Genomic DNA, 26,557 nt, shown 5'->3' on the forward strand with positions numbered 1-26,557 from the left:
TTCTAAAATAAAAACCTTAGTTTCTCTACTAAAGTTTTTTTATATTGGCTATTAATTTCTTCTATAATTTCTTCCTGATGTAGACGTATTTCACTGGCCACTACTGAACTTAAAATCGCTACCACTAAAGTTTTATTTTTTAATGATTTGGCTTGTAATTGTTCTAGTACTTTCTGGCCAAACTTTCTTTCAATAATTTTATGAAAAGTTTTTATTACCTGGCTAGCTTTAACTTGACTTTCAATGCCTTGCCTTTTTAAAGATTTATTTAATAAACTACCAATTGACCAAATCATAAATTATTGCCGAATCGGCATTATTATATAAGTATAATTCTTAGCTTCTTTTGGCTTAATTAATCCGGGATTATTATTATTACTTAATTCTAATATTATTTCTTCACTATCAATACTAGATAAACCATCTAAAAGATAACGGTAGTTAAAAACTATTTTATTATCCTCCCCCTCAATCTTAGCGGCTAGACTGGAAGTATTTTCACCGAGTTGGGAATTAGAGGCTGATACAATTAATTTTTTGTCCTTTATTTCTAAATTAATATCATTAATCCCTAGCTGGCAAAAAAGACTGGTAGTCTTAATAATTTTTACAAATTCCTGATTTGATAAAACTATTTTTGTTTTATAGTCAGAGGGTATAATTTGTTTATAATCCGGGTATTGCCCTTCAATAAGTCGGGAAACTAGCTCAATACCATCAAAAGTAAAAAGAATCTGGTTTTCATTAATATAAAAATTCACACTCTCAATATCTTCGGTTAAAATTCGGTTTAGCTCTTGCAAAGTGCGGGTGGGGATAATTATAGCTGGACCTTCAGGACCTTCCGATTTTTTTATCTTTTTTTCAGCTAGACGGTAGCTATCAGTAGCAGCCAGTATTATTTCTTCTTTCTCTGGTTTTAAATAAACCCCGCTTATTTCCGGTCTTGATTCGTCAGTAGCGGTGGCAAATATCACTTGAGTTATGGCTTTTTTTATTTCAGAGGTTTTAATTTCGTACCCTTTTTTTCTTTCTACTTTTGGAATTAAGGGAAATTCCTCAGTGGAGGAAGCTTTAATTACAGTATGAGCCTTACCACACTCAATATTTAGTTTATTGTCCTTTGCTGTTAGATCCACTCTTTCGTTGGGTAAGGAATTTACATAGTCATTTAAAAGTTTAGCTTGGACAGTAATTTCACCTTCTTTTTCCACCTTACCCCTAATTTGACAATTAATCCCAATTTCCAAATTAGTGGTGGTTAATTTTATGGTGCCTTTTTCAGCTTTTAATAAAACATTATTTAAAATAGGCAAACTAACATTTTTACTAGCAATGTGACTAACATTGTTTAAGCCTTGATTTAAATTTTCTTGAGTACATGAAATTTTCATATTATTAGATCCTTTATATATTTATTTAATTAATAGACGTATTAATAGGGTTATGTGGAAATGTGGATTAATATTTTTAAATAGGGTTTTTTCTCTTTTAAGGAGTAGTAAAGCTATTTAAGAAATTAGTCTTTTGTGAAAAAGTATGTTAGTTTATTGTGAGGTAAGTGTTGATTAAATGAGGATAAATCCACTAGCCATTTTAAGAGGGAAAGTTATTAACAAATTACCATTAGTTTTTTGACAGGTTTATCCCAAGTTTATACCCTAAGAAATTTAAGAATATAATCTCTGTTTAATTAATGTAATATCTTGTTTTGTTTTTTCATCTTCTTCTATCAACTTAGCTATTTTATGGCAGGCATGCATAGCTGTAGTATGATCACGGCCGCCTAAATCTTCGCCAATACTAGGGTAAGAACTTTTCAACTCTTCGCGCAAAAGATACATAGCAATTTGACGGGGATAAACTAATTCTTTTTTACGGCTGCTACCCATTAAGTTATCACTGGAAATATCATAGAATTTCATTACAATATTAATGATATTTTTACTGGTTAGGCCTCCTTTTTTAGGGTTAGCTTTTACTGAAGAAAGTAATTTTTTAGTTGATTCCAAAGTAGGTTCGTGGTTGTTTAGATGATGATAAGCAATAATACGATTTAGGGCTCCTTCTAGTTCTCTAATATTTTTTTCTATATTACTGGCAATGTAATTTATAATTTCAGGTTTTAATTTATAATTTTTTTCCTTACATTTTTTTTCTAAAATGGCGATTCTAGTTTCCAGATCAGGCTGTCCAATATCTGCAATCATACCCCATTCAAATCGCGAAACAAGTCGGTGTTCTAAGGCGGGTATAGATTTAGGTGGCCGATCTGAAGAAACCACAATTTGCTTATTTGTTTGATGTAGAGTGTTAAAAGTATGAAAAAATTCTTCCTGAGTCCTTTCCTTATTAGCTAGAAATTGTATGTCATCAATAAGTAATATATCTACTGAACGATAGGTATTTTTAAAGTCACCGGCGTTTCCCTTAGAAACAGTTTGTATGAATTCATTGGTAAATTTTTCACAAGTAACATAAATAACCTTTTTTTTGGGGTGATTTTTAACAATATCATTGCCTATAGCCTGCATCAGATGAGTTTTACCCAAACCAACCCCGCCATAAAGAAAAAGGGGGTTATAAACAATACCGGGTTTTTCAGCCACGGCACTACAAGCAGCTTGAGCTAATTCATTACCCTTACCCACAATAAAATTACTAAAAGTATATTTAGGGTTTAAGTTGAATTTATTAATGTGATCTTGTTTTTCTTTGGCCTCTTTGTCAGATTTATCTTCATCATTTTCTTGAGTAACTTTTTCTTTTATTTTTGTTTTAGGTTTTCTTGTTTCTACTTTATAGCTTATCTTTTCTATTTTATGGCTGGTGATATTGTGAATAGCCTTGATAATAAAATCATGGTATTTATTTTCCAGCCAGGTTTTAGTAAAAGCATTAGGGACACCAATAACAATTTTATCTTCTGAATATTCAGAGATAAAAGTATTTTTAAACCAAGTGGTAAAATTGGCCTTACTAATAAGTAATTCAAGCTCACCCAGAGTGGCTTGCCATAATTCCTCCTTATTCATAAAAGGATGTCTTTATAATTTTTATTGAGTCTACTACTGAATATAACACAAAATCCACAGATAAAAAATAGCTTAAATTAGCCCTAGTGTTAATAAGCTGTGGAATAAATGGGGAAGACTTTTCTTTTTATTATTTGTTTAATAAAAGGTTTGACTAAAGACTTAAATTCCGGTAAACTTACCAAGTATAAAAAATAAATAAATGCCTAAAAGAACTTATCAACCCAAGAAAAAAAAGAGAAAAAAAACCCACGGTTATCTAGCTCGTAAAAAAACCGCTGGTGGCCGTAAAACAATAAAAAAAAGAAGACGCAAAGGTCGAAAAAAGTTAGGTCAGTAAGGGTTAAACTTTTATGTTGGCTAAAAAATTTCGTCTGTCAAAAGAAAAAGCCTTCAAAAAAGTCTATCAAAAAGGCAAATTTTTTTTCACATCAAATATAAATCTTAGATTTGCCAATAATCAAGCAAAGAATACCAGATTTGGCTTTGTCATTTCCAAGAAAATTAGCAAAAAAGCTACTGTTCGTAATAAAATCAAAAGGCAACTAAGTGAAATAATTAGAAAACATTTAAATTCTATAGTTAAAGAAAAAGATATAATAATAAAGGTAAAAAAACCTTATATTAAAAAAAGTTTTAAAGAAAAAGAACAAATTCTAGTAAAAATTTTCAAAAAAAGTAAATTATGGATAAAATAAGATTAAATATAAAAAGAATATTATTAAAAGTCATACGTTTTTATCAAAATAATTTTTCGCCTGATCATAGTATTTATTCAAAAAAACATTCTCATGGCTATTGCCGCTTTTATCCCACCTGTTCTGAGTATAGTTACCGGGCTATTAATAAATACGGTCCGGGAAAAGGCCTATTAAAGGCTTTGTGGCGTATTTTGCGCTGCCATCCTTTTAGTAAGGGCGGCTATGACCCTGTTTAATAAATAAAAAGCTAAATTATGGAATTTTTTAACACAATATTAGTCCAACCTCTACTTAACGCCCTAATGTTTATATATAAAACAATCCCTGGGCAGGATTTAGGTCTGGCTATTATTATTTTGACTATTATCATTAGGGGCATTTTATACATTCCCTCGCTTTCTTCTATAAAATCCCAGAGAAAAATGCAGGAAATCCAGCCCAAACTAAATGCGTTAAAAAAGAAATATAAAGATGATCGGGAAGAATTAGGGCGCCAGTTGATGCAGTTTTACAAAAAAAATAAAGTTAACCCGCTTTCCTCCTGCCTACCCTTGTTAATACAGTTGCCTATACTTTTTGCTTTGTTTAGAGTATTTTACGCTGGTTTAGCTATTGACCCTGACACCGGTCTTTTGGCTCAGGAAACAGTTAATAATTTATATGAGCCCTTAAAAAATTATTATACGGCTAATGCTGTGAGCACTACTTTTTTAGGTTTTATTGATTTAACCCAAACCGGCAACTGGTTTATGTCTATTTTAGCTGGTGGTTTACAATTTTTACAGTCAAAAATGCTTTTATCTAAAAAACCCAAGAAAAAAATTCCCGGCTCAGAGGACGAAAATATGGCCGCTCAGACTTCTCGCTCTATGACTTATTTTTTCCCTTTAATTATTGTATTTATTGGACTGCGATTGCCGACTGGTCTATTGCTTTATTGGATAGCCGCCACTCTCTTTGCTATTACCCAGCAATTACTTTATTTTAAACGTCATCCTATAAAAAAGGAAAAACCTGAAGTAATAAATCAAGAAAGTCAATGATAATAAAACATAATGATTTAATTGGTCTACCTGTAGAAACAAAAAAAGGACAAAAAGTTGGTTCTGTCTCAGGTTTTGAATTGGAAGCTAATAGCCATGAAATTATTCGTTATCAAATTAAAAAACCCGGACTTTTGCCCGGGATAATGAATAAACATCTTTTAGTGCATAAAAATCAAGTTTTGCAAATAACTCCGGAAAAAATGATTGTTGAAGAAGCCTTGGTTAAAGAGAAAGAAAGAGCTGAAAGCACGGCGGCAGTTTCTGGTTAATTAATTATTATAAAAAGGAATTAACCGGGCTTAAATTATAAGCCTTTTATTTTTTTATCAAAATTTATCGCTCTTTTATTTTTGTCAAGATGATTAAATTTAATAAATTTTGTTTTTTTAGGCAGGTACTTTATAATTTTGTCAGCCCATTCAATCACACAGATAGAATTAGGGTCATAAAAATATTCTTCAAATTCATTATTACTAAAATCTTTACTTGAATCTAAGCGATAAAAGTCAAAATGACATAAATAATTCTTGTTTTTTTTTAGAGGGTAAGTTTTCAACCAAACAAAAGTAGGACTGGTAATTTTGTTTTTTAAGCCAAGGCCTTTGGCTAAGCCTTTAATGAAAGTAGTTTTACCAGAACCTAAATGGCCAATAAAAGCTAAAATATCCCCTTTTTTTAATTTTTTGGCTAATTTGAGGCCTAATTTATGTGTTTCTTGGCTGTTTTTTGTAATTATCTTATTCATTTTCTTATTACTAAATATAGCAAAAAAACAAGCAAAGGTTAATTCTCTTGACAGTTTTTAAAAGCTCTTGTATACTTGAATATTCTGTTTTTAAAAATACTATGAAAGAATTACCCTACAAACAAGCTCAAGATTTAGTCAATAAATCCAGTCAAATTCTGGTAGTTTTGCCGAGCAAACCCTCAACTGACGCTATTGCTTCGGGGCTGGCTTTGTTTTTGGCTTTAGAGAAAATGAAAAAAAAGGTTAAAGTGGTTTGTCATGAGTTTCATCTTTCTCCCTCACATAATTTTTTGCCCAAGAGCCAAGAAATATTTTCCGGTTTAGACAGCTTAAAAAAGTTTATTATATCTTTGAATGTTAGAAAAACTAAAGTAGAAGAGCTTAGCTATGATATTAATGATGATAATTTAAATATTTATATAAAACCAAAGAGCGGTTTTTTTAATGAAAAAGATGTTTCTACTTCTGTTGGCGGGTTTGATTATGATTTGATTTTTGTGCTTGATTCAACGGACTTAGATTCATTGGGTAAACTTTACGATAATAACGCTGAATTTTTCTTCAAAACCCCGATAATCAATATTGACCATGATCCAGCTAACGATTATTACGGCCAAATTAATTTGGTAGACATTACTGCTACTTCTACTTCAGAAATAATTTTTGAGTTTATAAAACAGATGGGAGTAGATATAATGAATGAACAAGTAGCCACTAATTTATTAACTGGTATAATTTCTAAGACTAAAAGTTTTCGCACTAGTTCAGTGACCCCTCGATCTTTGGCCATATCTTCACACTTGGTAGCTTCCGGAGCCAGAAGGGATGAAATTATTAAAAACTTATTTCAAACTAAATCAATCGCCACCTTAAAACTTTGGGGTCGGGTTTTGGCTCGTTTGAAGACTGATCATGACCAGCGCTTTATTTGGTCTTTAATTTCTGGCCAGGATTTTGAGAAAGTTCAAGCCGCTGAAGAGGATCTTTTAGGGGTGATAGATGAATTGATAATTAATACTCCCCAAGCTGAAATAGTGGTTTTAATTTATGAAAGCAAGAATAAAGAAATTGAAGCTATTGTCTATACCGTACATCAGATTGATGGAGTAAGACTTTTCCGTGAGTTTAGACCAGAGGGCACTAAAGATTTTACTAAAATAGTAATTCCAGCTTCTGATATTGATGAAGCGGAAAATAAAATAAAAAATAAAGTTTCTGATTATTACTGTCAGAAAAAAGCCTAAGAAAAAGAAAGCTTGTTTTCTAATCAAGCTTTTTTTGCTATAATGAAAAGTAATTATGGACCAAGCTACTCAAAAACAAAAAAGCAGCGGCTACCAAGTCAGCTCCGACGAGACAAAAGAAAAGTTTGAGGAAAAAATGGATGAAATTAAACTCAAAGAAAAAGAGGAGGCGGTTAAAGCTAAAGCTGAAGAATTAAGCTTAAATTATATCAATTTAGTGGGTTTTCCGATTGGACCAGAAACTCTTTCTATTATTTCTAAAGAAGAGGCTTTAAAATGTAAGACGGTCTGTTTTCTTAAATCAGGCAAAGAGATACGTTTAGGCTGCTTAAAGCCCAATACACCCGAAACCAAAGAATTAATCAAAAAGATAAGAGAAAAATACCAGTCTCATATTGGACTTTATTTGATTTCTGAGCATAGTTTTAAGGAAGCCATCAAGCTTTATGATCGTTTGCCCAAAATTAAAAAAGAGGTAAAAGGAGTAGAAATAGCCCAGGAAGCAATTGAAAAATTTAAAAGAGAAAAGGTTGACTTTAACGAAATAGCCAAAAAAATTCATGAGGTATCCTTAACTGAAACTTTAAACCTACTTATTGCCGGAGCTATTAACTCCAAGGCTTCCGATCTTCATATTGAAGCGGAAGAGGGTGGTATCAAGGTACGCTATCGCATAGACGGTGTACTTCATACAGTAGCCGAATTGCCTAAAGACATCTGGAAACGCATTATTAGTCGTATAAAGCTACTCTCTGGTATGAAAATAAATATCACTAACGCTCCCCAGGACGGCCGCATAAATTTGATACTAGAGGATGGTAAAATTGATGTTCGTGTTTCTACTATTCCCACTTCCTTTGGTGAAAGTGTGGTGATGCGTCTTTTAATGCAGGGAGCCGAAAATTTAACTTTTGATCAGCTGGGACTGCGTGGTAAAGCCTTTGAACAGCTGGAAAAAGAAATTACCCGGCCTAATGGTATGGTGATTACTTCCGGTCCGACTGGCAGTGGCAAAACCACAGCTTTATACGCTATATTGAATAAACTTAATAGCTCTGAGACTAAAACTATTACCTTAGAAGATCCGGTTGAGTATCAATTGCCAGGTATTAGTCAGAGCCAGGTTGAACACGAAGAAGATGAACAACAAGAGCAGGTAGTTACTAAAGGCGGGCAGACTACCGTAAAAAGGGGCCGTAAACGCTATACTTATGCTAATGGTTTGAAATCCATTCTGCGCCAGGATCCGGATATAGTTATGGTGGGGGAGATTAGAGATTTAGAAACCGCTGAAATTTCTATTCAAGCGGCTTTGACTGGTCACTTGCTTTTAACCACCATTCACTCTAATGACGCCGCCGGTGTAATCCCCCGCTTTTTAGCTATGGGCACCAAACCCTTTCTTTTGGCGCCGGCCTTAAACGCTATTATGGCCCAGCGCTTAGTGAGAAAAATTTGCCCCAAATGCAAAACAGAAGATCATCTTGACGATGAAACGCGTGAAAAAGTAAAGAAAGTATTATCTGAAATTCCAGAAAGTTTCGGCAAAAAGCCAAATTTAGATAATATAAAATTTTACCGCGGTGAAGGCTGTGAAGAATGTGGTCAAAGTGGCTTTCAAGGCCGGATTGGTATTTTTGAAATATTTATTATGAACGCTGAAATTGAAAAAATTATATTATCCGGTAAAGTTTCTGAATATGAAATGAAAGACGTGGCTGTAAAAAACGGCATGGTCACTATGGTCCAGGACGGGCTTTTAAAGGCTTTAGACGGTATAACTTCAGTTTCCGAAGTCTTTAGAGTGGCCGAATAATTTTTTATTATAATCAATGACCACTTATAAATTTATTATCCTATTTTAGGTGGTTTTTTTAGTAAAATGTTAAAAAGCAAAGAAAATTTTCAGGAGATATACCAAGAGTATTATAAGAAAGTATATAATTATTTTTATTATCGTACTGGATTAAACGGTCAGATCTCAGAAGACTTAATGCAAGAAACTTTTCTTAAAGCTTATAATAAATGGTCAGAATATCAAGATCGCGGGTACTCTTATTTGACTTATTTATTGAAAATAGCCCATAATCTTTTAGTCAATTACTACCGTGATTTAAGACCGACTGGTCAGCTTCAGGAAATCCCCTTTAATTTTATAGAAAAGCTACAAAATGATTATGATATTAAAATACTCTGGCAGGAAATTAAAAAGTTGTCTTTGATTGAAAAGGAAGTTATGCTTTTGAGATACAGGTCAGAACTTCCGATAAAAAAAATTGCCCAAATATGCCATAAGTCAGAAAATGCCGTCAAATTGATCATCTCAAGAGCGAAAAAGAAATTAAAGCAAAAAAATCTAGAAAAATTTTCAAAATTACCCCAAGTAGATAAAATTAAAACCAAGATAAATTTTAAATGACACCTTTTCTTGTTTTTGGTGTTTTATTATTTGAGGGATGAAAAAGCGCCAATAAGGTTTTTTTATTCTCTGCTTTATTTAGCCTTCTAATCCCTCTTTTAGGGAGTAGACGTCGGCTCCCAATTTAATAAAAAGTATTCTAGAAAAGAAAAAAAATGGCAAAGAAAAAAGGTGGAAAGAAATAGACTCTTTTCATAAGTAAAAAGGCGCCTCTCTTAAGAGAGGCGCCTTTGCTATATTGATTTATTTGATTTTCAGTTTAGAGCGGCTAAGCCATTCAATTACTTTCTTGTTTTTAGATAGTAAGATATTTTTTTTCTTTTTAACTACAAACTCATCAGAGGGCTTTAAGTCTTTTTCTTTTTTCTTATTTCTAATATTATTAACTAGATTTTGTATTTTTTGAAAATCCTGAACCGATTTTTTATTAATTAATTTAGTCTCGACTTTGGGCCACTTGGTAATCATGAGCATTTTCTTTGGATTTAACTTTTGCCAAACCTCTTCAGTAATAAAGGGAATAAACGGATGCCAGAGTTTCAAAATTTCTTCAAGTACATAATAAGTAATGGCATGATTTTTTTCTAGCTTGGAAATTTCCAAATACCAATCAGCAAATTTATGCCAGGTAAATTCATAAAGTTTTTCGGTGGCTTGAGAAAAATGAAATTTTTCAAAATCCTCATCTACTTCCTTAATTAAAGTATTTAGCTCGGAAAGAATCCATTGATCAGTTAAGCTTTTAGCCTTTATTTTTGTTTTTGGCCGTTTATTCATAAAGGTAAAACGGGCGATATTCCAGAGTTTATTGCAAAAATTTCTAGCCCCGGCAATTTTTTGCTCATACATTTTCATATCTTGCCCAGGGGTCGTGCCTAAAATAAGGCTAAGGCGGATAGCGTCGGTGCCGTATTTTTCTGTCATGAGCAGAGGGTCAACCCCAGTGCCTTTAGATTTAGACATTTTCTTACCCTGTTTATCCAAGATTAAGCCATGCAGATAAACCGTTTTAAAGGGGATTTCTTTGAGATGATAAAGGCTCATCATAATCATGCGGGCTACCCAAAAGAAAAGAATATCCCAGCCGGTTTCCATGACGTCGGTCGGATGAAACTTAGCTAAATCGTTTTTTTTTGTTGGCTGGTCGGCCGTAGTTTTAGCAAAGGCGGGCCAACCGAGAGTGGAAAAGGTCCAGAGCGAGGAAGAAAACCAGGTATCCAGAGTATCTGGATCCTGTTTTAAATCAGTAGAACCGCAATAAGGACATTTCTTTGGCTTTTTAATAGAGGCCATAACCTGAGCGCAACCCTTTTCTTCTAAAGGATAGAATTTATAAGTGTAAATATAAGTTTTAGTGCCGGGGCTAACTTTTTTCTTAGAGTAATGTTTTTTAAAAGCTTTAATAAGTTGCTTTACACTCTCGTAGGTAGTGTGATGCTCTTTATCTTTAAGGTCTATGTCAGAAATTTTCTTTTCTTCAATATTAATAATCACGCCCTGGCCAAATATTTTTTTGGTCTGAGAATTTTCAAAGACAAATTTTTCTCCGATTTTCAAGTCATGTTTTCTCAGGCGGTAGGTTTTAGTTTTACCTTTTTTGACTGGGGATACAACCTTAGAAGCAAAGCCCATTCTTTTTTCGTGAGCTAAGTTTTTATCCCCGCAATACCAAACCGGAATTTGATGGCCCCACCAAAGCTGGCGAGAAATGCACCAATCTCTAATGTTTTTTAGAAAGTGAAAATAAACTTTTTTAAAACGCGCCGGAATAATTTTTACCTTTTCTTTTTTAACTACCTCAAGGGCTTCTTTAGCCAGATTATCCATTTTAATAAACCATTGCTTAGTGGCTATCGGCTCAATTACGGCTTGACAGCGCTGGCAATAGGCCATGGATTTTTGGTAATCTTCAGTTTTATAGAGAAAGCCGTGCTGTTTTAATTTAGCTAAAACTTTATGGCGAGCTTCCTTTACTTTAAGCCCAAAAAAACCTTCAGTAGCTTGTTTAGTCATGCGTCCGTCCAGGCCAATGACTCTAATTATGGACAAATCACTTCGTTTAGCAATCTGAAAATCCAAATCATCATGAGCCGGAGTAACCTTAACGGCGCCGGTGCCAAATTCCTGATCCACATTTTTATCAGCCACGATAGGCACTTGTCGGTTTATTAGAGGAATTAATACTTTTTTACCGACTAATTTTTTATAACGCTTATCATGGGGGTTAACCGCCACAGCTGTATCGCCGAGCATAGTCTCGGGCCGGGTGGTGGCTACTTTTATAAACTGGCAAGAGGTGCCGACAATCGGATATTTTATATACCAGAGCTGGCTTTCCTTTTCTTTATAATTTACTTCTAGATTGGAAAGAGCGGTCTGGCAACGGGGACACCAGTTAGTAATGCGTAAATCGCGGTAAATAAGTCTGTCATTAAACATCTCTATAAAAGCGGTTTGTACGGCCTGAGTTAAGTCTTTATCCATAGTAAAGTGCTGCCTAGACCAGTCGCAGGAAGCGCCCATGCTTTTGTATTGCTCTAAAATTTTTCCGCCATATTTTTCTTTCCAGCTCCAGACATGCTCTAAAAATTTTTTCCGGCCAATCTGATGGCGGTTAATGCCCTCTTTTTTTAATAATCTCTCGACCATCACTTGAGTAGAGATACCAGCGTGATCAGTACCCGGCAACCAAAGAGTTTTTTCCTGTTTCAGGCGGTGATAGCGGGTTATAATATCCTGCAGGGTTAAATACCGAGCATGACCAATATGAAGATCACCAGTGACATTAGCCGGCGGCATAGCCATAGAAAATCTTTTTTTGGTTTTAAAAGGCAGTTTATCCGGATTAAAAAAACCGCTCTTTTGCCATAGCTTGTAGATATTTTTTTCTGTTAATTTGGCGTCGTAGACCTTAGGGAGTTCTTTTGACATATTTATTTTATCGTTTTAGGTGATACGGTGTCGATACCCCCGCCATAGGCGGGCAGGCGTATTATTTTGCGTCTGACGTGGTATGGTCCGTATAACGAAAACTGTATGAGGTTACGGGCGTTGAAACCGTAAAACGTATTACTATTAGTTAAAGTTTACCTTTTTTCAGGCATATTTTCAACCTTTAGTTATTCGTATTTAGATAAAATTGACTTATTAGTCTTAAAAGACTAAAATTAATTAGAGACAATTAATAAAAAATTATATGATGGAAAATCAAGAAAAAAACTTACCAGGAGGGGAATTTGATGAAGACGGAAATCTTATTGAAAGAGAGAATATTAAAAAAGAAGCCTTTGAGGAGGAAGACCAGGGCGGATTTTTAATTGAGGGTGAAAGAAAAATTGATCAGGAAACTGGCCACATAATTCATGAACATAAGGTAGCCTATGAAAGCGAAGAAGATAAAAAAGAAGGTAAAATTAAATGGGGTAATGAAAACGATTATAGCTTTGATGAAAAAGGCCGAGTGGTATTTAGCCGTAAGCAAGGCTTTAGTGATCAGGAAAAGTTTAAAGAAGAAGGAGAAATTGACTGGGGCCAGGAAAGAGAATATGAGTATGATGATGATAGCCACAAAATTATTGAGCAGGGTAATAACTTGGAAAATGATACCGCCTGGAAGATTGAAACCCAGCTTGATAATCAGGGTCGTAAAAAATTAACTATTCACGAAACCACCAGTGGTCCGGAAAAGGGCCGAAAACTAGAAACCAAATATTCTTATGAAAAAGGTAAAATTGAACATGACGGTCAAGAATACGAGGGAATGATCAGAACTGAAGACGGTCGGGTTTTAGAACAAGGTGATGATGACACAAAAAAAGCCAAGGGTGAAACCTGGCAGAAAATTGTAGTTTTTGATGAAGAAGATAATTACTTAGCGCACTGGCGGACTAAAGAATAAATAGCAGTTAAAAAATTAATTTACTTAAGCTCCCAGTTGGGATCAGCTTTGATTTTTTCTATTTTGGTAAAGTTTTTTTTCTGAGCCTGAAACCAACCAGCCAGGGCGATCATAGCCGCGTTATCAGTACAAAATTTTAAAGGAGGTATATAGAGCTTAATATTTTTAGTTCTCTTTTTAAACTGTTTAGCCAAGGTTTGATTAGCGGCCACTCCCCCGCTTACCATAATCGTGTTTACTTTATATTCTTTAGCCGCCTTTAAGGTTTTTCCGATTAGAACATCAAAACAGGCTTTTTGAAATGAAGCAGCTAAGTCTTTTTTAAATTTTAAATTAATGTTTTTTTGGTCTTTGACCAAATATAAAACAGCTGTTTTCAAACCCGAGAAACTAAAATCATAGTTTTTTTTATCCATCATTGGGCGGGGTAAATTATATTTATCAGAATTCCCCTCTTTGGCCATTTTTTCAATAATCGGACCGCCCGGATAACCTAAGCCCAATAATTTAGCCACTTTATCAAAAGCCTCGCCAGCCGCGTCATCCAGAGTCTGGCCGATTTTTTTGTAATGATATTCATTTTTCATCAGAATAATTTCAGTATGGCCGCCGGAAATAATTAAACAAATAGCCGGGAATTTAATTTTAGGGAGTTTGAAATTTAAAACGTGTGATTTGTGATTTGCGATTTGCGAATGGCGATCTGAAGGCAGCCAGTTGGCGTAAAGGTGCCCCGCCATATGATTAACAGCCACTAAAGGCTTATTAAGAGCAAAGGCTAGTGTTTTAGCCGTTTCTACGCCAATGATTAAGGAGGTTACAAGACCAGGCCCGGCTGTGACGGCCAGTATATCTATTTTCTTTAAATCTTTAACGGCTTCTTTAATAACGGGAATTATTTTAGTGGTATGCTCTCTGGCCGCCACTTCCGGGACTATACCGCCGGTTTTAGCGTGAAGATCAATTTGTGAAGCCACTATGTTTGAGTGTAATTTAAAATTATTGCCTTTGGCTTCTAATAAAGCGGCCGCGGTTTCATCACATGATGTTTCTATGGCTAAAATTTTCATAGGTTTATTTTAACATATTTTAAAAAATTTTATTTATTAATTTAGTAGATGTCAGCCGCGACTGATGGCTACCGGTTAATTAAAAATTATTCTTGACATTATTTAAATATTTAGCTATTATGCTATTACTTTTTGGAAAATTTAAAAAATAAATTATAAAGAGGTTAAATGATCAAGGCGTGAGTCGTCTAGTTTGGTCTAGCTTTCCGGCGGTCATCCCTACGGGAGATGTCCCGAAGGAACAAAGATCACCCGTAGGGTGAGACACCAGCCTGAATTAAATTTCAATACCTCTTTGATAAAAAGGTTAAATGATTATGGCCCTGTCGTCTAGTTTGGTCTAGCCTCCCTTCGGGAGATCACCCGTCGGGTGAGACACCAGCCTGAATTAAATTTCAATACCTCTTTGATAAAAAGGTTAAATGATTATGGCCCTGTCGTCTAGTTTGGTCTAGGACACCAGGTTTTCATCCTGGCAACAGGGGTTCAAATCCCCTCGGGGTCATTTAACCTTTTTTGATATTAAAGGTTAATATATGGAAAAAGCGGGATTTCCTTTGATAAGTAACCCCGCTTTAAATCCCCTCTTGGCTAGAACCTGATAAGTTCATTGCTTATCACTCCTTCTGATTTAAGATCCGTTAACTTATTGCTTGTTCTTCTGAGTTTTATTTTTTTCCAGCGGCGAAATTTTTTGATTAACCACGGGCCCAGAAAAAGAGTCAAAGTGTAACCTTTAAGAAACTTCTTATTTTTCTTTTTCCAGCGGATGATAATTTTAGCCAAGTTACGACTGGAAAAAACAGTTAAGATATAGATCAGGTTTTCCCAAGCCTTGAAAGGAATTTTATACCTTCCCTGACTAACATAACTGGTTAGCATTAAGATGAGCATAAAAATTATCCAAACAAGAACAAAGAGATGACCTTTTTTGCGTTTTATAATTTTGCCCTTTAATCGGCCAAAGAGATTCTTAATCCAGTAAAAGAGTAAGAGCAGGCCGAATATAAGAGCCCGACTTATAAAACGCTGACCATTTATCTCAACCTTAAAAAACTGAGTAAGAACAAGAGCGAACTGGAAGAAAAACCAAGCCGCACAAACCAGATAAAGAATATCAAGTTCTCTCTTGGCTTTCTTTTTGTCGGGTGAAGCTCGTGAACGTTTCATAACAATCCTCCTTTTAGGGATTTAAAAAGTGAAAAGAACTACATACTTAAAAAAACCAATACATTTTTCTAAACCACCCTCATTAAGCTATATTATCTTGTCAAAGGACAAGTTTTTGCTTTTTGGTTTTGTATTGATTAAAAACTAATTATATTCTTTTTTTAGCTCCTAAGTATATATTTTATGCCCAAGACAGTCAAGGGTATGATTAGTGCATAAAATGTGTATAAATCAATTATTTTCTTAAAATTGCCATAATAAGCAATATAGTCTATAATTAGAGCATTAAACAAAAATATATGGCTAAAAAGAAAAATAATGAAAAAGCAAATAATTCTCAAAACAAGGCTGAAAAGATAGAAATTGAAGAGGAGAAAAATACTGACTGGCTGGGTGAAAATTTTGAAGGACAACTCTCAGTTGATGTTTATCAAACTGAGCAGGAAATTATTGTTAAATCGACCATTGCCGGCGTAAACACAGAAGAATTGGATATCTCGCTGCATAACGATATGTTGACTATAAAGGGCATGCGGCATAAAGACTTTGAAGCGGATGATGATGACTATTTTTACCAGGAGTGTTACTGGGGTGGTTTTTCTCGTTCTATTATTTTGCCGGTTGAGGTTAAAGAAGACGAAATCTCAGCTACTTTAAAAAATGGTATATTAACCATTACTCTACCCAAGGCGGAAAAATCAAAGCTGAAAATTGTCAAAGTAAAAGAAGAAGAATAATGGAAAATAGAGAAAATTCTGTTTTAGCTCGCCTGGCGTCTTTTCAGGAGAAAGAGGCTATTTTTAAGACTAAAGAGGGCCGTAAGTATTTCTGGCCAATTAAAGATTTACCCGAAGACTTGAAAATTGGCGATGAAATAAGACTTTCACTTTCAACAGCTAAGACGGCTGAAGAAGAAAGAGAAAAAATAGCCAAGGAAGTTTTAAACCAGCTGTTAAAATGAAAAAGAAAAAAAAGAAAAAGGCACAAAAACATTTTTATAACAAAAGATGGTGGAAATATTTGATAGCCATCTTTTTTGGGCTAGTGCTTTTATTTTTTGCCTATACTTATATTTATTATATTTATTACGCTGATAAATTTTATCCTGGCTTTGAAATAGGTAATTATAGTCTTGAAGGTCAGAGTTATAACCAAGTCTTATCAAGGCTTAATCAATTTGAAGAAGTAATTAATGAACAAGGCTTAAAATATAAGTACAATGAAAAAGAGATAGCGGTCAGGCCCAATATTTCTTCCACGGAAGATCCTGATTTTGTTTATAAAATAATTGATTTTGAGAATAAAAAAACAGTAAATGAGGTCTACGAATTCGCCCGTGGAGAAAATTATCTTGATAATTTTCTAAAGCATTTAGCGGCCTTTTTTAACGGCCTTGAGATAAAAATAGCTTATGAATTAAATGAAGAGGAGTTAATTAGTATTTTAGAAAATAATTTCTCTGAATTTGAAACACCGGCCCAAAAGGCACAGCTTAAATTAAATGAAGAGGATAGTTTTGAAAAAATACCGGAAAAGGAAGGAGATATTTTTTCTTACTCTTTATTAGTAAAGCAAACCAAAAAATCTATAGAAAATCTTAAAAATGAAATTCACTATCTTTATTTAAAAAAAGATACCCCGGATATAAAGCTTAACCAGACTGACCAGGCTTTTAATGATATAGAAGATGTTTTGAATTTATTCCCGGCTAGTTTAACTTATCAAGATAAAAAATGGGAAATAAAAAAAGAGGATGTAAAAAAGTATCTTGATTTTGATATTAGAGAAGATCAAGTGAAATTAGGTTTAAAAAAAGAGTTTAAAAACTATCTAAAAGATAATATCACTGATGAGGTTAATCAGGCCGTCAAAGAAGGGAAATTTAACATGGAAAACGGTAAGGTGTCAGAATTTCAGGCCAGTCAAAAGGGTTTATCTTTAAATAATGAAAAAACTATTGAAAAAATTGAAAAGGAAATAATTGACAGTCAAAAAAGGCAGACGGCTCTAGTGGTTGATATTACCCGGCCGAAAGTAACTACACAATCTATTAATGATTTAGGTATTACTGAATTAGTGGGAAGAGGCCAGTCAAACTTTGCTGGCAGTCCCCGTAATCGCCGCCATAATATTGCTGTCGGGGCTGATACTCTCCATGGTCTTTTAATTAAGCCCGATGAAGAATTTTCTTTAGTTGGGGCTTTGGGTGAAATTGACGCGGCTCATGGTTATTTACCCGAGCTGGTCATTAAAGGCAATAAAACCGTGCCCGAATACGGCGGCGGTTTATGTCAAATTGGCACCACGGCTTTTAGAGTGGCCTTAAATACCGGTCTGCCCATTACTGAACGCCGGCCTCATTCTTACCGAGTTTCTTATTATGAACCAGCCGGCACTGACGCTACTATTTATAATCCTAGTCCGGATTTAAAATTTATAAACGATACCGGTCATTATCTGCTTTGGCAAACTCATATTGAGGGCAATGATTTAATTTTTGAATTCTACGGCACAGATGACGGCCGGCAAGTAAAAACGACAGAACCGACTTTATCAAATTATATATCACCGCCCCCGACTAAGATTATTGAAACCGAAGACTTAAATCCCGGGACCAGAAAGTGTACGGAAAGAGCTCACACCGGAGCCACCGCTGTTTTTTATCGGACCATTACTAAGCCAGGAGAGGAACCGGAAAAAGAAACCTGGACTTCGGTTTATCAGCCCTGGCAGGAGGTTTGTTTAATCGGAGTAGAATCAGAAGAATAGACTATTTGTCATGAATTATTTATAAAATATATTGTTTATAAAAGTAGCTGTCAGTCGAGACTGACAGCTACGCCTTTAATTTAAATATTTTTTTAAAAAAACAGATGTTATATTTATTTTTAAAAATAAAAACTCCCTCGAAATTTCGAGGGAGTGGCGAGAAGCAAGAAATTAAAAAATTTTATACACCTCGTTTAAATCAAGCCATAGCTCATAAAGAGCTTTTTTTATTGACTTAAAAGGTGTTCTTAAGGCCGGATACTGATGCAGAAGATACCAAGGGCAAACCTTTCTTTGAGCCAGCCTTATCTGATAAATCCCAGAGACCAAGAGTAAAATAGCCAATAAGCCACCGGGAAAGGTGATTGTTAGGCCATCAAACCCGTTACTGGCTATATAATTTATAGCCAAGTAGACTCCGAAGAAAAGAAAAATAATTCCTCGAATAATACGTCTCTGATTTACTTGGTGCACCCTCTCTTTAGTATAAGCCATAGGCAGTCTCATAATTGACTCCTTTCTGCGATTTTATCTTAAAAGAACTTAATTGATTATACCTAATAAAAAAGTGATAATCAATATACTGTGGACAAGAAGACTGATTTAAGGAAAAAGTAAGCTAAAAGCCCACTTAGCCATAAAACAGCCCCCATGCTTGTCGTGTCCACAGAATACTGTTTACCACTCGTTTTCTCCCCTCCTGAATTATTTGTTAAAAAACTTTAAATTTATAACTTTTCAGCCGAACAGGACATATTATCATAGATTTAAAACCTTGTCAAGAGGGGCTTAAAATGATAGAATTTTAATACTTAAAGAATTTAAAAATTATTAATCCAAATATAAAAATGACTATTAATCAGATTTATAAATTAGCGGTAGACCTAGGTATTAAAAATGATCCGCGTGGCCAAAAAACAGTTAAAAAAAGATTAAAAAAAGTTAGACAAGAATACAATAAACTCTCAGAAGAAAAAAAGAAGTGCTTTGATCAGGAGAAATTAAAGAATCCTTATTCTGATACCCGCATTTATTACGGAGATCCCAGAAAAAAAGTAAAAAGAGTTTTAACCGGCATTGATATGGAGACGTCGGAATTATTATTAGCTGAGAAAATTTCCCAAGAAAAACCAATTGATTTAATAATCAGTCATCACCCTCTGGGCATTGGCTTAGCCGCTTTGCACGAGGTAATGAAAATGCAGGCCGAAATACTTTCTTTATACGGCGTGCCCATATCTTCGGCTCAAGGCCTGCTTCATATTAGAATTGATGAAGTTTCGCGCAGTGTGAACTCGGCCAATCATAACCGCACTATTGATGCCGCTCGTATACTTGATTTACCTATTATGTCTACTCACACAGCGGCTGATAATATGGTCGCTAATTTTCTTTCCAAATATATTAAAAGAAACAAAAAAAATATAGAAACTGTTGAGGATTTACTAAAGTCTTTGGAAAAATTACCGGAATATAAAGAGGCTATGAAAAATAAATGCGGCCCCAGACTTTTTGCCGGTAAAAAAAGTAACTTTGCCGGTAAGATTGCCTTGACTGAATTAACCGGCGGCACTGAAGGCTCCAAAGACATCTATGAAAAAATGGCTCAGGCTGGCATTGATACCGTGGTTGGCATGCACATGTCTGAAGAGCATAAAAAAGCGGCCGAAAAAAGCCATCTTAACGTAGTTATTGCCGGTCATATTTCTTCGGACTCGATTGGTATGAATTTATTTTTAGACGAGCTGGAGAAAAAGGGCGTGGAAGTAATACCCTGCTCCGGATTAATTCGAGTAAAGCGTTTTAAAAAGAAAAAATCCCATAAAAGAAAAACTAATAAGAAAAAAAGTAGCCAAAAAAGAGGAAAAAAGAAGTAATTAATTTTTTGATTTTTAAAATATTATGCCCAAAGAAAGAATAATTAATGCTGATGAAAAAGGTGAAGACCGCACTCTTGATTTAACTTTGCGTCCGCATGATATTAAGGAATTTGTCGGTCAAGAAAAGGTTAAAGAAAACCTTAATATTTTTGTTAGTGCAGCCAAGCAAAGAAAAGAACCGATTGAACACGTCTTGTTGCATGGAGCTCCGGGTTTAGGTAAAACCACCTTAGCTCATATTATCGCTCGTGAAATGGGCACTAATTTAAAAGTGACTTCTGGTCCGGCTATTGAAAAAGCGGGGGACTTGGCGGCTATCTTAACTAATTTGGGTGACGGAGACGTGCTTTTTATTGATGAGATTCACCGGCTTAACCGCGTTATTGAAGAAGTTTTATACCCGGCCATGGAGGATTATTTTATTGATATTGTGGTGGGCAAGGGGCCTTCAGCGCGCACGCTTAAACTTGATTTGCCCAAGTTTACTTTAGTCGGAGCCACTACCCGATTAAGTTTATTATCTTCACCTTTACGGGACCGTTTTGGTATGACTTATCGCCTGGGTTTTTATTCAGACGAAGAGATTGGTCAAATAATCAAGCGTTCAGCCAAGATTTTAGGCGTTACTTTAGATAAAGAATCTTCCGAACTGCTAGCTAAAAGAGCTCGCAAAACCCCGCGCGTGGCTAATCGTCTTTTAAAACGGGTCCGAGATTATGCTCAGGTAAAATCTGACGGGAAAATTACCCAGTCATTATGTGAATCGGCTTTAGGTATGCTGGATATTGATGAAATGGGACTGGATGAAACTGATCGTAAAATTTTAGAAATAATTATTGAAAAATTTAAAGGTGGGCCGGTTGGTTTAAACGCCATTGCGGCCGCTATACAGGAAGAAATGGAAACCCTGGAGGATGTTTATGAGCCCTATTTAATGCAAATTGGCTATTTAGTACGCACACCGCGAGGTCGATCAGTGACCGAAGAAGCTTATAAGCATTTAAGTAAAAGACCGCCGAAAGATATTCAGAAGAAGTTGGTATGATGTTTTTAGATATTGAGTGAGCAAGATATTGAGATATTTATGATTGAAATTTGACTAAAAAATAATTTATAAATAAAACATAGTCTAGACAAAAAGGTGGCCGGAAAGGAAAAATATGACTGGCGCTTTTTTTGATTTACGAATTTGGCAAAAAGCACAAAAATTAGCCAAAGAAATTTATAAAATAACAAAGCTATTTTCCAAAGATGAACTTTTTGGATTAACTAATCAACTTAGAAGGTCGGCCGTTTCAGTGGCGGCTAATATTGCGGAAAGCCAGGGAAGATATTATTATAGGGATAAAATCAGAGTTCTTTATATTAGTCGTGGTGAAATATATGAAATACAAAGTCATTTAAGAATTACTTCAAGCCAAAATTATTTACCAAATAAAAAATTAGAAAATCCTTTTATTGCCTAGTTTACCGGACCCCTGCTTAGGCGGGGGTTTTTTCTTTGAGTAAAATAATTTATAATAAAATCTATGAAACTCTCAAAATTTGACTATCATTTACCCAAAGAATTAATCGCTCAAAAGCCAGTGCGCCCGCGGCATAATTCCCGGCTAATGGTTTTGGATAAAAAAAAGAAGACAATTAAGCATGATTATTTTTATAACTTACCAAAATATTTAAAGACTGGTGATGTTTTAGTCTTTAATGACTCAAAGGTTTTTCCGGCTCGTTTGCCGGCTCGCAAGATCACCGGCGGTAAGCTGGAAGTTTTTCTGCTACGCCAAGAAAAGAATCTTTGGCAGTGTTTAATTGGCGGTAAGGTGAGAAGGGAAGGCATGGAGTTTGTTGTGGGAGGTAGGGATATAGGGACAATAGACAAGGGACATAGGGACAAGAAGAAAGAAAAAATATTAAGCGGTAAAATCGTTAAAAAATTAGGAAACGGAATTTGGCTGGTTAAGTTTAATAAAAAAGAAAATGAATTTTGGCATTTAGTCAATCAATACGGCCAAGCACCAACCCCGCCTTATATTAAAAAGAAATCAAACTTAAAAGAATACCAAACCGCTTTTGCCAAAAACAAAGGCTCGGTAGCCGCTCCGACGGCCGGTTTTCATTTTAGCCAAAAATTATTAAACCATTTAAAAAAGAAAGGAATTAAAACAGAATTCATAACTTTACATGTGGGTTATGGTACTTTTCAGCCGGTTAAAGAAGAAAACATTGAAAAACACAAAATGCATTTTGAATACTTAGAAGTTAAAAAATCAGTAATAAAACGTTTGTTGAAATATAAAAAAGAAAATAGAAGAATTATTCCTGTGGGCACTACTTCTGGCCGGGTTCTTGAAGGAGTAGTTTCCCATTATAAAAAAACGCCAAAAAAAGATTTTTTTGGCAAAACAAACTTATTTATTTACCCGGGCTATAAATTTAAGTTTATTAACGGATTAATTACTAATTTTCACTTACCTAAGAGTACTCTTTTAATGCTAGTCAGTGCTTGGGCCGGGTTGCCTTTTATTAAAAAAGCTTATCAAAAAGCGATTAAAAAGAAATACCGCTTTTATTCTTTTGGGGATGGCATGCTGATTGATTAAATAAAAAAGACCCGTGGTAATGAATTTATCACGGGTCAGATTAAAGTAAAAAAAGTGTTTAACTGCAATCACACCATTTTCTAGCATTTTGGAACATCTGGAGCCAGGGAGATGCCTTAAGTTTATATCTCCAGTCTTTGGGCATCCAGGGCCATTGCCACTTAAGAAAAACGCGTTCTGGATGCGGCATCATGGCCAGGTGCCGACCGTCTGGTGAACAGAGAGCCGTGATTCCCTTGGGAGAGCCATTAGGATTTAAGGGATAACTTTCTGTCGCTCTTCCTGTTTCATCGGTATATACTAATGGTGTCAAGTTTTGGAAAACTATATCTTTTAGGATTTCTGAATCAGGACAATGAAGTTGTCCCTCACCATGAGCGACCCAAATTCCTAAAACAGAATTAGCCATGTCGCCCAACATAATGGAAGGACTTGGCATAATTTTAGTAGTTACCCAACGGGATTCAAAGAGCCCCGAAGTGTTTTGGATGAAACGAGGTTGTTTATCTTCATCAATGCCTTTCCAAGGTACCCAACCAAGTAGAGCCATCAACTGACAGCCATTACAGACACCAAGCGAGAAAGTGTCTTCACGCCGGTAAAAACGTTCAAACATTTTTCGCAGTTTGGGATTGAAAAGGATGATTCCGGCCCAACCCTTTGCGCTATCCAGTACGTCAGCGTAGGAGAAGCCACCGACAAATACTATGCCACGACATGAATCAAGATCATATTCACCGTTCAGGAGATCAGTCATGGTCACATCAACCGGAGTGAATCCAGCTGCGAAAAATGCTGAAATCATTTCTCGATCACCATTACTACCTTCTTCGCGGATGATAGCCACTTTGGGCTTGCTAGTTCGGTTCAGAACCTCCGGAGGAGTTGCTTGCGGATTAAAGGATAGCGAGTAAACTGGACTAATACGCGTTCGGTGCCTTTTAGCCTGTTGCCAGGCCAGATCGGGATCAATTTGGTGGAGCTCTAGCTGATCACTAGTAGATTCCCACCATTCAAGCAGTTTGCTCGTTGATTCACCAAAGACTAACTCTTCTTGGTGATAAATGAAAACCATATGTTCCTGGCAGGAATTTCCCAAAGTTAGACACGGTGAAACACCATACTCTTTAAGAATACTGGCAACTTCAAATTCGTTTTTAGGCAGAACCTCAAGTACTAGACCCAGTTCTTCCGAGAACAGGTATTCAAGGGTAGTGACGTTGTCAGGCACCTTCACTTTTATCCCACAGTTGCCGGACATGGACATCTCCACCAGTGTGGTAATAAGCCCGCCATCACTGATGTCGTGGCCAGCCAAGACGAGATCGTGGTCGATCATTGCCTGAATAGCTAAAAAGACATTTTTCAGAAGTTCGGGATTATCGACATCCGGAGATTCGTTACCAATCTGCTTGTTGATCTGAGCTAGAGCCGAGCCACCCAGACGGTGCTTACCCGGCGCCATAGGAATATAAAGCAGAGAGCTATTCCCTGGTTGTTTGATATCCGGAGTTAAGATTTGAGTGATGTCAGGCATAGTAGCGTAGGCCGAAATAACCAACTGCCCTGGTGCTTTGACAGTTTCGTCGCCTACCTTAGCAGCCATGGACAAACTATCCTTACCGCCATCCACGGCGATACCTAATGCAATCATCAGATCTCGCATAGCTAGGGCAGCATCATGCAGTTTAGCCCCTTCACCGGGAAGCTTGGCCGCCCACATCCAGTTAGCTGAACACTTGATGTGTTTCAAGTCACTGATGCGAGCGAAGACCATATTGGTCAAGGCTTCAGCTACGGCCATCCTAGCGCCAGCAGATGAATTGACTAACATCTTGATCGGTTGTTCACCGATAGATATGGCACTGCCTGTCAGTCCGAAATGACTCTGAGCCACTGCGGATACATCAGATACTGGTAGTTGCAGCGGACCACAGCATTGTTGTCTGGCGATTAAACCAGTGACACTTCGGTCTACCTTTCGAACTAGATAACCTTTAGAGCATACTGATGGTAACCGGAAGACTTGACGTAAAGCCTCTTTAACGCTTATGTCAGGTAAATCTAGCGGAGCCAGTTCTTCTGGCACCTCATCAATCTTAAAACTCTTCTGCGGCATATCACAGAGAATCTTACCGAGATCAAGGTCTACAGGATAGGAGTCGTCCTGGTTATCATAAACTACGATACGACCATTACCAGTGATATTTCCCAACACCTCACAGTTGATCTTTTCGCGTCTGCAGATGGCCTTAAATTTTTCTAATTGATTTGGATAAATCAGGAAAGCGTCGCGCTCCTGGTATTCAGCGCCCCAAATCTCGAGAACAGACATAGTGGCATCTCCAACTTGGATTTGCCGTATGTCTATTCTACCGCCAGCCGGTTCCACTAATTCCGTCAGAACATTACACGGTCCGCCAGCTCCTTGGTCATGGATGCTCAAAATAGGATTATTACTCCCCATCTCAATACAGGCACGAATGACACGATTAACTTTCTGTTCCATTTCAGCGTCTCCGCGTTGAACAGCATTGAAGTCCAGCTCAGCCGTGTTAGCCCCTTGAATCATACTGGAGGCAGAACCACCTCCCATACCAATGCGATAGGCAGGACCTCCAACCTGGATAATTACCATGCCGGGTTCAGGAGTTTTCTTTTTGGTGTGTTGATTATCAATCTGACCGACACCACCAGTGAACATGATCGGCTTAATCCATTCGCGTCGCTCACCATTGGGAAGCCTCAGACCGAATGTTCGAACAAAACCCTGTATAATAGGTTCGCCGAACTTGTTGCCGTAGTCGGAAGCACCATTGCTTTCCTCAATCATGATTTTGAGGGGAGTAGCCAGGTTGCCCGGATAAGCAAAATCTGGGTTTTCACCTTTAATGTGCAGAGCACTAGGCATACCGTTGTCAGCAATCAGGAGATTACCAGTGCAATAACCAGCTGTACCAGCAACCACCAGTCCGCCTTGGCCCACTCCTTGTCCGTCACGGATACGCCCACCAGTTCCGGTTTCAGCACCAGGAAAAGGAGCTACTCCGCTGGGGAAGTTGTGTGTTTCGGCATTGAAGGTGATATGATACTCACGTTGCTGGAGAGCAAAAGGTGAACAGATACCAGAATTTTTTGGGATCAAGGTTTGGATCTTGTATCCTGTGATAGCACTGGCATTATCACTGAAAGCAATCAGGCTGTTGGCCGAGTTGATCTGAAGCGGAGTCTGCACGATCTGGAGTAGCGTCTCGGGAAGTACCTGTCCGTTCCGGACAAGTTTTCCCTTGAAGAACCAGTGACGGGAATGCTCACTGTTAGCTTGACCAAGCTGGAAACATTCCACATCTGTGGGATCGCGACCGATCTCGCTGACGAAGAGGTTGTGATAGAAGTTGAGGTCCCAGTCGTCCATTCCTAAGCCCATTTTCTGGTTGATACGCCGAAGCGCTTTTACCCCCTCGTTCATTAGAGGAATAATACGTACGGCTTTCGGTTGGATGCCGGTAGCGAAAGTTTTCAGGGGGCGAGGATAGTGACATTCAGTCATGCGATCATGATGATTAGCTAAAAAAGTATCTATATTATCTTCCTGTGGTAAGACATGTCGTCTGGAAATTTCCAAGCGAGTTATTTTATTTAGTCCACAAGCATGACAAATTGCTACGGCATTAGTTGAAAATGCAGTGGCGAAATTCATGCGTGGTCCAACTTCAATAACAGATTTTTTTTTGGACTGAAACAAGGAATCTTTACTAAAACAATTAGGATCAAAAGTTTCAGCCAGGAGCCAAGTTAATATATTTAACTCCTGAGTAGTTAATGGTTCGGATGTTTCTACATTAAAACAGTATTCAAATGTAGAACTAGCTTCACGGTAAAAATGTAAAACTTTATTAGTATTCATCTCCAAAACCTCCTTTTAGCTTCATTACAAGCTATTTTACAATTAAACTAATATTGATTTAGTTAAACAC

The 26,557-nt window shown here is 36.3% G+C and carries 25 protein-coding genes and 1 tRNA gene; 17 read left to right on the top strand and 9 right to left on the bottom strand.

Annotated elements, in window-relative coordinates; genetic code table 11:
* Positions 1 to 2 precede the first annotated feature (2 nt).
* The 3 genes from U5L76_04475 to dnaA all read right to left on the bottom strand — a co-directional run bounded on the left by U5L76_04475 (position 3) and on the right by dnaA (position 3,035).
* Positions 3 to 296, bottom strand: a complete 294-nt coding sequence (locus U5L76_04475) for a DciA family protein (GenBank protein ID MDZ7798838.1) — start codon at positions 294 to 296, stop codon at positions 3 to 5.
* A 3-nt stretch (positions 297 to 299) separates the two neighbouring features.
* On the bottom strand, positions 300 to 1,394 hold the full coding sequence (gene dnaN / locus U5L76_04480) for a DNA polymerase III subunit beta (GenBank protein ID MDZ7798839.1): 1,095 nt from the start codon (positions 1,392 to 1,394) through the stop codon (positions 300 to 302).
* Positions 1,395 to 1,670: 276 nt separating this feature from the next.
* Positions 1,671 to 3,035, bottom strand: coding sequence for a chromosomal replication initiator protein DnaA (gene dnaA / locus U5L76_04485; protein ID MDZ7798840.1), 1,365 nt, complete (start codon positions 3,033 to 3,035; stop codon positions 1,671 to 1,673).
* Between the two features lie 202 nt (positions 3,036 to 3,237).
* Here dnaA and rpmH point away from each other — a divergent pair, with 202 nt between their 5' ends.
* From rpmH to U5L76_04510, 5 genes are all read left to right on the top strand, one after another.
* Complete coding sequence (gene rpmH / locus U5L76_04490) at positions 3,238 to 3,375, top strand: 50S ribosomal protein L34 (GenBank protein ID MDZ7798841.1); 138 nt, start codon at positions 3,238 to 3,240, stop codon at positions 3,373 to 3,375.
* Between the two features lie 13 nt (positions 3,376 to 3,388).
* A complete protein-coding gene (rnpA, locus tag U5L76_04495) occupies positions 3,389 to 3,733 on the top strand; it encodes a ribonuclease P protein component (protein MDZ7798842.1) in 345 nt (114 codons plus the stop codon).
* On the top strand, positions 3,721 to 3,972 hold the full coding sequence (yidD, locus tag U5L76_04500) for a membrane protein insertion efficiency factor YidD (protein MDZ7798843.1): 252 nt from the start codon (positions 3,721 to 3,723) through the stop codon (positions 3,970 to 3,972). Before rnpA ends, yidD begins: the two co-directional genes overlap by 13 nt.
* A gap of 66 nt (positions 3,973 to 4,038) precedes the next feature.
* Positions 4,039 to 4,779, top strand: coding sequence for a YidC/Oxa1 family membrane protein insertase (locus U5L76_04505; GenBank protein ID MDZ7798844.1), 741 nt, complete (start codon positions 4,039 to 4,041; stop codon positions 4,777 to 4,779).
* Positions 4,776 to 5,051 (top strand): PRC-barrel domain-containing protein, encoded by a 276-nt coding sequence (locus tag U5L76_04510; protein MDZ7798845.1) that lies wholly within the window; start codon positions 4,776 to 4,778, stop codon positions 5,049 to 5,051. The genes U5L76_04505 and U5L76_04510 overlap by 4 nt, the downstream gene beginning before the upstream one ends.
* Before the next feature lie 35 nt (positions 5,052 to 5,086).
* On the opposite strand, the gene tsaE is transcribed toward U5L76_04510, so the two are convergent.
* Positions 5,087 to 5,527: a tRNA (adenosine(37)-N6)-threonylcarbamoyltransferase complex ATPase subunit type 1 TsaE gene (gene tsaE, locus U5L76_04515; protein MDZ7798846.1), complete on the bottom strand. Its 441-nt coding sequence runs from the start codon at positions 5,525 to 5,527 to the stop codon at positions 5,087 to 5,089.
* Positions 5,528 to 5,628: 101 nt separating this feature from the next.
* Here tsaE and U5L76_04520 point away from each other — a divergent pair, with 101 nt between their 5' ends.
* From U5L76_04520 to U5L76_04530, 3 genes are all read left to right on the top strand, one after another.
* Positions 5,629 to 6,774: a DHH family phosphoesterase gene (locus tag U5L76_04520; protein ID MDZ7798847.1), complete on the top strand. Its 1,146-nt coding sequence runs from the start codon at positions 5,629 to 5,631 to the stop codon at positions 6,772 to 6,774.
* 55 nt (positions 6,775 to 6,829) lie between these two features.
* Positions 6,830 to 8,590, top strand: a complete 1,761-nt coding sequence (locus tag U5L76_04525; GenBank protein ID MDZ7798848.1) for a GspE/PulE family protein — start codon at positions 6,830 to 6,832, stop codon at positions 8,588 to 8,590.
* Between the two features lie 66 nt (positions 8,591 to 8,656).
* Positions 8,657 to 9,193 (top strand): sigma-70 family RNA polymerase sigma factor, encoded by a 537-nt coding sequence (locus tag U5L76_04530; GenBank protein ID MDZ7798849.1) that lies wholly within the window; start codon positions 8,657 to 8,659, stop codon positions 9,191 to 9,193.
* 243 nt (positions 9,194 to 9,436) lie between these two features.
* On the opposite strand, the gene U5L76_04535 is transcribed toward U5L76_04530, so the two are convergent.
* On the bottom strand, positions 9,437 to 12,124 hold the full coding sequence (locus tag U5L76_04535; protein ID MDZ7798850.1) for a valine--tRNA ligase: 2,688 nt from the start codon (positions 12,122 to 12,124) through the stop codon (positions 9,437 to 9,439).
* Between the two features lie 265 nt (positions 12,125 to 12,389).
* On the opposite strand from U5L76_04535, the gene U5L76_04540 reads away from it, so the two are divergent.
* Positions 12,390 to 13,091, top strand: a complete 702-nt coding sequence (locus U5L76_04540; protein MDZ7798851.1) for a hypothetical protein — start codon at positions 12,390 to 12,392, stop codon at positions 13,089 to 13,091.
* Between the two features lie 20 nt (positions 13,092 to 13,111).
* On the opposite strand, the gene tsaD is transcribed toward U5L76_04540, so the two are convergent.
* Complete coding sequence (gene tsaD / locus U5L76_04545; GenBank protein MDZ7798852.1) at positions 13,112 to 14,161, bottom strand: tRNA (adenosine(37)-N6)-threonylcarbamoyltransferase complex transferase subunit TsaD; 1,050 nt, start codon at positions 14,159 to 14,161, stop codon at positions 13,112 to 13,114.
* A 430-nt stretch (positions 14,162 to 14,591) separates the two neighbouring features.
* Between tsaD and U5L76_04550 the strand changes: the two genes are divergently transcribed.
* Positions 14,592 to 14,666: transfer RNA gene (locus U5L76_04550), tRNA-Glu, on the top strand.
* Between the two features lie 86 nt (positions 14,667 to 14,752).
* On the opposite strand, the gene U5L76_04555 is transcribed toward U5L76_04550, so the two are convergent.
* The gene (locus U5L76_04555; protein ID MDZ7798853.1) at positions 14,753 to 15,331 is read right to left on the bottom strand and encodes a hypothetical protein; all 579 of its coding nucleotides are present in this window, start codon (positions 15,329 to 15,331) and stop codon (positions 14,753 to 14,755) included.
* 299 nt (positions 15,332 to 15,630) lie between these two features.
* Here U5L76_04555 and U5L76_04560 point away from each other — a divergent pair, with 299 nt between their 5' ends.
* The 3 genes from U5L76_04560 to U5L76_04570 are packed head-to-tail and all read left to right on the top strand — an operon-like array spanning position 15,631 to position 18,100.
* Positions 15,631 to 16,068 (top strand): Hsp20/alpha crystallin family protein, encoded by a 438-nt coding sequence (locus tag U5L76_04560; protein ID MDZ7798854.1) that lies wholly within the window; start codon positions 15,631 to 15,633, stop codon positions 16,066 to 16,068.
* The gene (locus U5L76_04565; protein MDZ7798855.1) at positions 16,068 to 16,292 is read left to right on the top strand and encodes a hypothetical protein; all 225 of its coding nucleotides are present in this window, start codon (positions 16,068 to 16,070) and stop codon (positions 16,290 to 16,292) included. Before U5L76_04560 ends, U5L76_04565 begins: the two co-directional genes overlap by 1 nt.
* Positions 16,289 to 18,100 carry a VanW family protein gene (locus U5L76_04570; GenBank protein ID MDZ7798856.1) on the top strand — a complete coding sequence of 604 codons (1,812 nt, stop codon included), beginning with the start codon at positions 16,289 to 16,291 and terminating at the stop codon, positions 18,098 to 18,100. The genes U5L76_04565 and U5L76_04570 overlap by 4 nt, the downstream gene beginning before the upstream one ends.
* 171 nt (positions 18,101 to 18,271) lie before the next feature.
* Here the strand turns inward: U5L76_04570 and U5L76_04575 are convergent, their stop codons facing one another.
* The gene (locus tag U5L76_04575) at positions 18,272 to 18,607 is read right to left on the bottom strand and encodes a hypothetical protein (protein ID MDZ7798857.1); all 336 of its coding nucleotides are present in this window, start codon (positions 18,605 to 18,607) and stop codon (positions 18,272 to 18,274) included.
* A gap of 341 nt (positions 18,608 to 18,948) precedes the next feature.
* On the opposite strand from U5L76_04575, the gene U5L76_04580 reads away from it, so the two are divergent.
* The 4 genes from U5L76_04580 (at position 18,949) to queA (ending at position 22,580) form a co-directional block, all read left to right on the top strand.
* Positions 18,949 to 19,977: a Nif3-like dinuclear metal center hexameric protein gene (locus U5L76_04580; protein MDZ7798858.1), complete on the top strand. Its 1,029-nt coding sequence runs from the start codon at positions 18,949 to 18,951 to the stop codon at positions 19,975 to 19,977.
* Positions 19,978 to 20,002: 25 nt separating this feature from the next.
* A complete protein-coding gene (ruvB, locus tag U5L76_04585) occupies positions 20,003 to 21,025 on the top strand; it encodes a Holliday junction branch migration DNA helicase RuvB (protein ID MDZ7798859.1) in 1,023 nt (340 codons plus the stop codon).
* Between the two features lie 115 nt (positions 21,026 to 21,140).
* Complete coding sequence (locus tag U5L76_04590; protein ID MDZ7798860.1) at positions 21,141 to 21,446, top strand: four helix bundle protein; 306 nt, start codon at positions 21,141 to 21,143, stop codon at positions 21,444 to 21,446.
* Positions 21,447 to 21,509: 63 nt separating this feature from the next.
* Entirely contained in the window at positions 21,510 to 22,580 is a 1,071-nt protein-coding gene (gene queA, locus U5L76_04595; protein ID MDZ7798861.1) for a tRNA preQ1(34) S-adenosylmethionine ribosyltransferase-isomerase QueA, read from the top strand.
* Positions 22,581 to 22,638: 58 nt separating this feature from the next.
* Here queA and purL read toward each other — a convergent pair whose 3' ends face one another.
* Positions 22,639 to 26,487: a phosphoribosylformylglycinamidine synthase gene (gene purL / locus U5L76_04600; protein MDZ7798862.1), complete on the bottom strand. Its 3,849-nt coding sequence runs from the start codon at positions 26,485 to 26,487 to the stop codon at positions 22,639 to 22,641.
* Positions 26,488 to 26,557 lie beyond the last annotated feature (70 nt).

Source organism: Patescibacteria group bacterium, from assembly GCA_034520665.1.
In the GTDB taxonomy this organism is placed as follows: Bacteria; Patescibacteriota; Patescibacteriia; order JAXHNJ01; family JAXHNJ01; genus JAXHNJ01.

Excerpts from the sequence above, each read along its gene's own strand:
- U5L76_04560 (MDZ7798854.1), top strand. The coding sequence starts at position 15,631 with ATGGCTAAAAAGAAAAATAATGAAAAAGCAAATAATTCTCAAAACAAG.
- U5L76_04475 (MDZ7798838.1), bottom strand. The coding sequence starts at position 296 with ATGATTTGGTCAATTGGTAGTTTATTAAATAAATCTTTAAAAAGGCAA.
- U5L76_04520 (MDZ7798847.1), top strand. The coding sequence starts at position 5,629 with ATGAAAGAATTACCCTACAAACAAGCTCAAGATTTAGTCAATAAATCC.
- ruvB (MDZ7798859.1), top strand. The coding sequence starts at position 20,003 with ATGCCCAAAGAAAGAATAATTAATGCTGATGAAAAAGGTGAAGACCGC.
- dnaN (MDZ7798839.1), bottom strand. The coding sequence starts at position 1,394 with ATGAAAATTTCATGTACTCAAGAAAATTTAAATCAAGGCTTAAACAAT.
- tsaD (MDZ7798852.1), bottom strand. The coding sequence starts at position 14,161 with ATGAAAATTTTAGCCATAGAAACATCATGTGATGAAACCGCGGCCGCT.
- U5L76_04530 (MDZ7798849.1), top strand. The coding sequence starts at position 8,657 with ATGTTAAAAAGCAAAGAAAATTTTCAGGAGATATACCAAGAGTATTAT.
- tsaE (MDZ7798846.1), bottom strand. The coding sequence starts at position 5,527 with ATGAATAAGATAATTACAAAAAACAGCCAAGAAACACATAAATTAGGC.
- U5L76_04555 (MDZ7798853.1), bottom strand. The coding sequence starts at position 15,331 with ATGAAACGTTCACGAGCTTCACCCGACAAAAAGAAAGCCAAGAGAGAA.
- rpmH (MDZ7798841.1), top strand. The coding sequence starts at position 3,238 with ATGCCTAAAAGAACTTATCAACCCAAGAAAAAAAAGAGAAAAAAAACC.
- U5L76_04510 (MDZ7798845.1), top strand. The coding sequence starts at position 4,776 with ATGATAATAAAACATAATGATTTAATTGGTCTACCTGTAGAAACAAAA.
- U5L76_04525 (MDZ7798848.1), top strand. The coding sequence starts at position 6,830 with ATGGACCAAGCTACTCAAAAACAAAAAAGCAGCGGCTACCAAGTCAGC.
- purL (MDZ7798862.1), bottom strand. The coding sequence starts at position 26,487 with ATGAATACTAATAAAGTTTTACATTTTTACCGTGAAGCTAGTTCTACA.
- U5L76_04590 (MDZ7798860.1), top strand. The coding sequence starts at position 21,141 with ATGACTGGCGCTTTTTTTGATTTACGAATTTGGCAAAAAGCACAAAAA.
- rnpA (MDZ7798842.1), top strand. The coding sequence starts at position 3,389 with ATGTTGGCTAAAAAATTTCGTCTGTCAAAAGAAAAAGCCTTCAAAAAA.
- U5L76_04535 (MDZ7798850.1), bottom strand. The coding sequence starts at position 12,124 with ATGTCAAAAGAACTCCCTAAGGTCTACGACGCCAAATTAACAGAAAAA.
- U5L76_04565 (MDZ7798855.1), top strand. The coding sequence starts at position 16,068 with ATGGAAAATAGAGAAAATTCTGTTTTAGCTCGCCTGGCGTCTTTTCAG.
- queA (MDZ7798861.1), top strand. The coding sequence starts at position 21,510 with ATGAAACTCTCAAAATTTGACTATCATTTACCCAAAGAATTAATCGCT.
- U5L76_04570 (MDZ7798856.1), top strand. The coding sequence starts at position 16,289 with ATGAAAAAGAAAAAAAAGAAAAAGGCACAAAAACATTTTTATAACAAA.
- U5L76_04580 (MDZ7798858.1), top strand. The coding sequence starts at position 18,949 with ATGACTATTAATCAGATTTATAAATTAGCGGTAGACCTAGGTATTAAA.
- U5L76_04505 (MDZ7798844.1), top strand. The coding sequence starts at position 4,039 with ATGTTTATATATAAAACAATCCCTGGGCAGGATTTAGGTCTGGCTATT.
- U5L76_04575 (MDZ7798857.1), bottom strand. The coding sequence starts at position 18,607 with ATGAGACTGCCTATGGCTTATACTAAAGAGAGGGTGCACCAAGTAAAT.
- yidD (MDZ7798843.1), top strand. The coding sequence starts at position 3,721 with ATGGATAAAATAAGATTAAATATAAAAAGAATATTATTAAAAGTCATA.
- dnaA (MDZ7798840.1), bottom strand. The coding sequence starts at position 3,035 with ATGAATAAGGAGGAATTATGGCAAGCCACTCTGGGTGAGCTTGAATTA.
- U5L76_04540 (MDZ7798851.1), top strand. The coding sequence starts at position 12,390 with ATGATGGAAAATCAAGAAAAAAACTTACCAGGAGGGGAATTTGATGAA.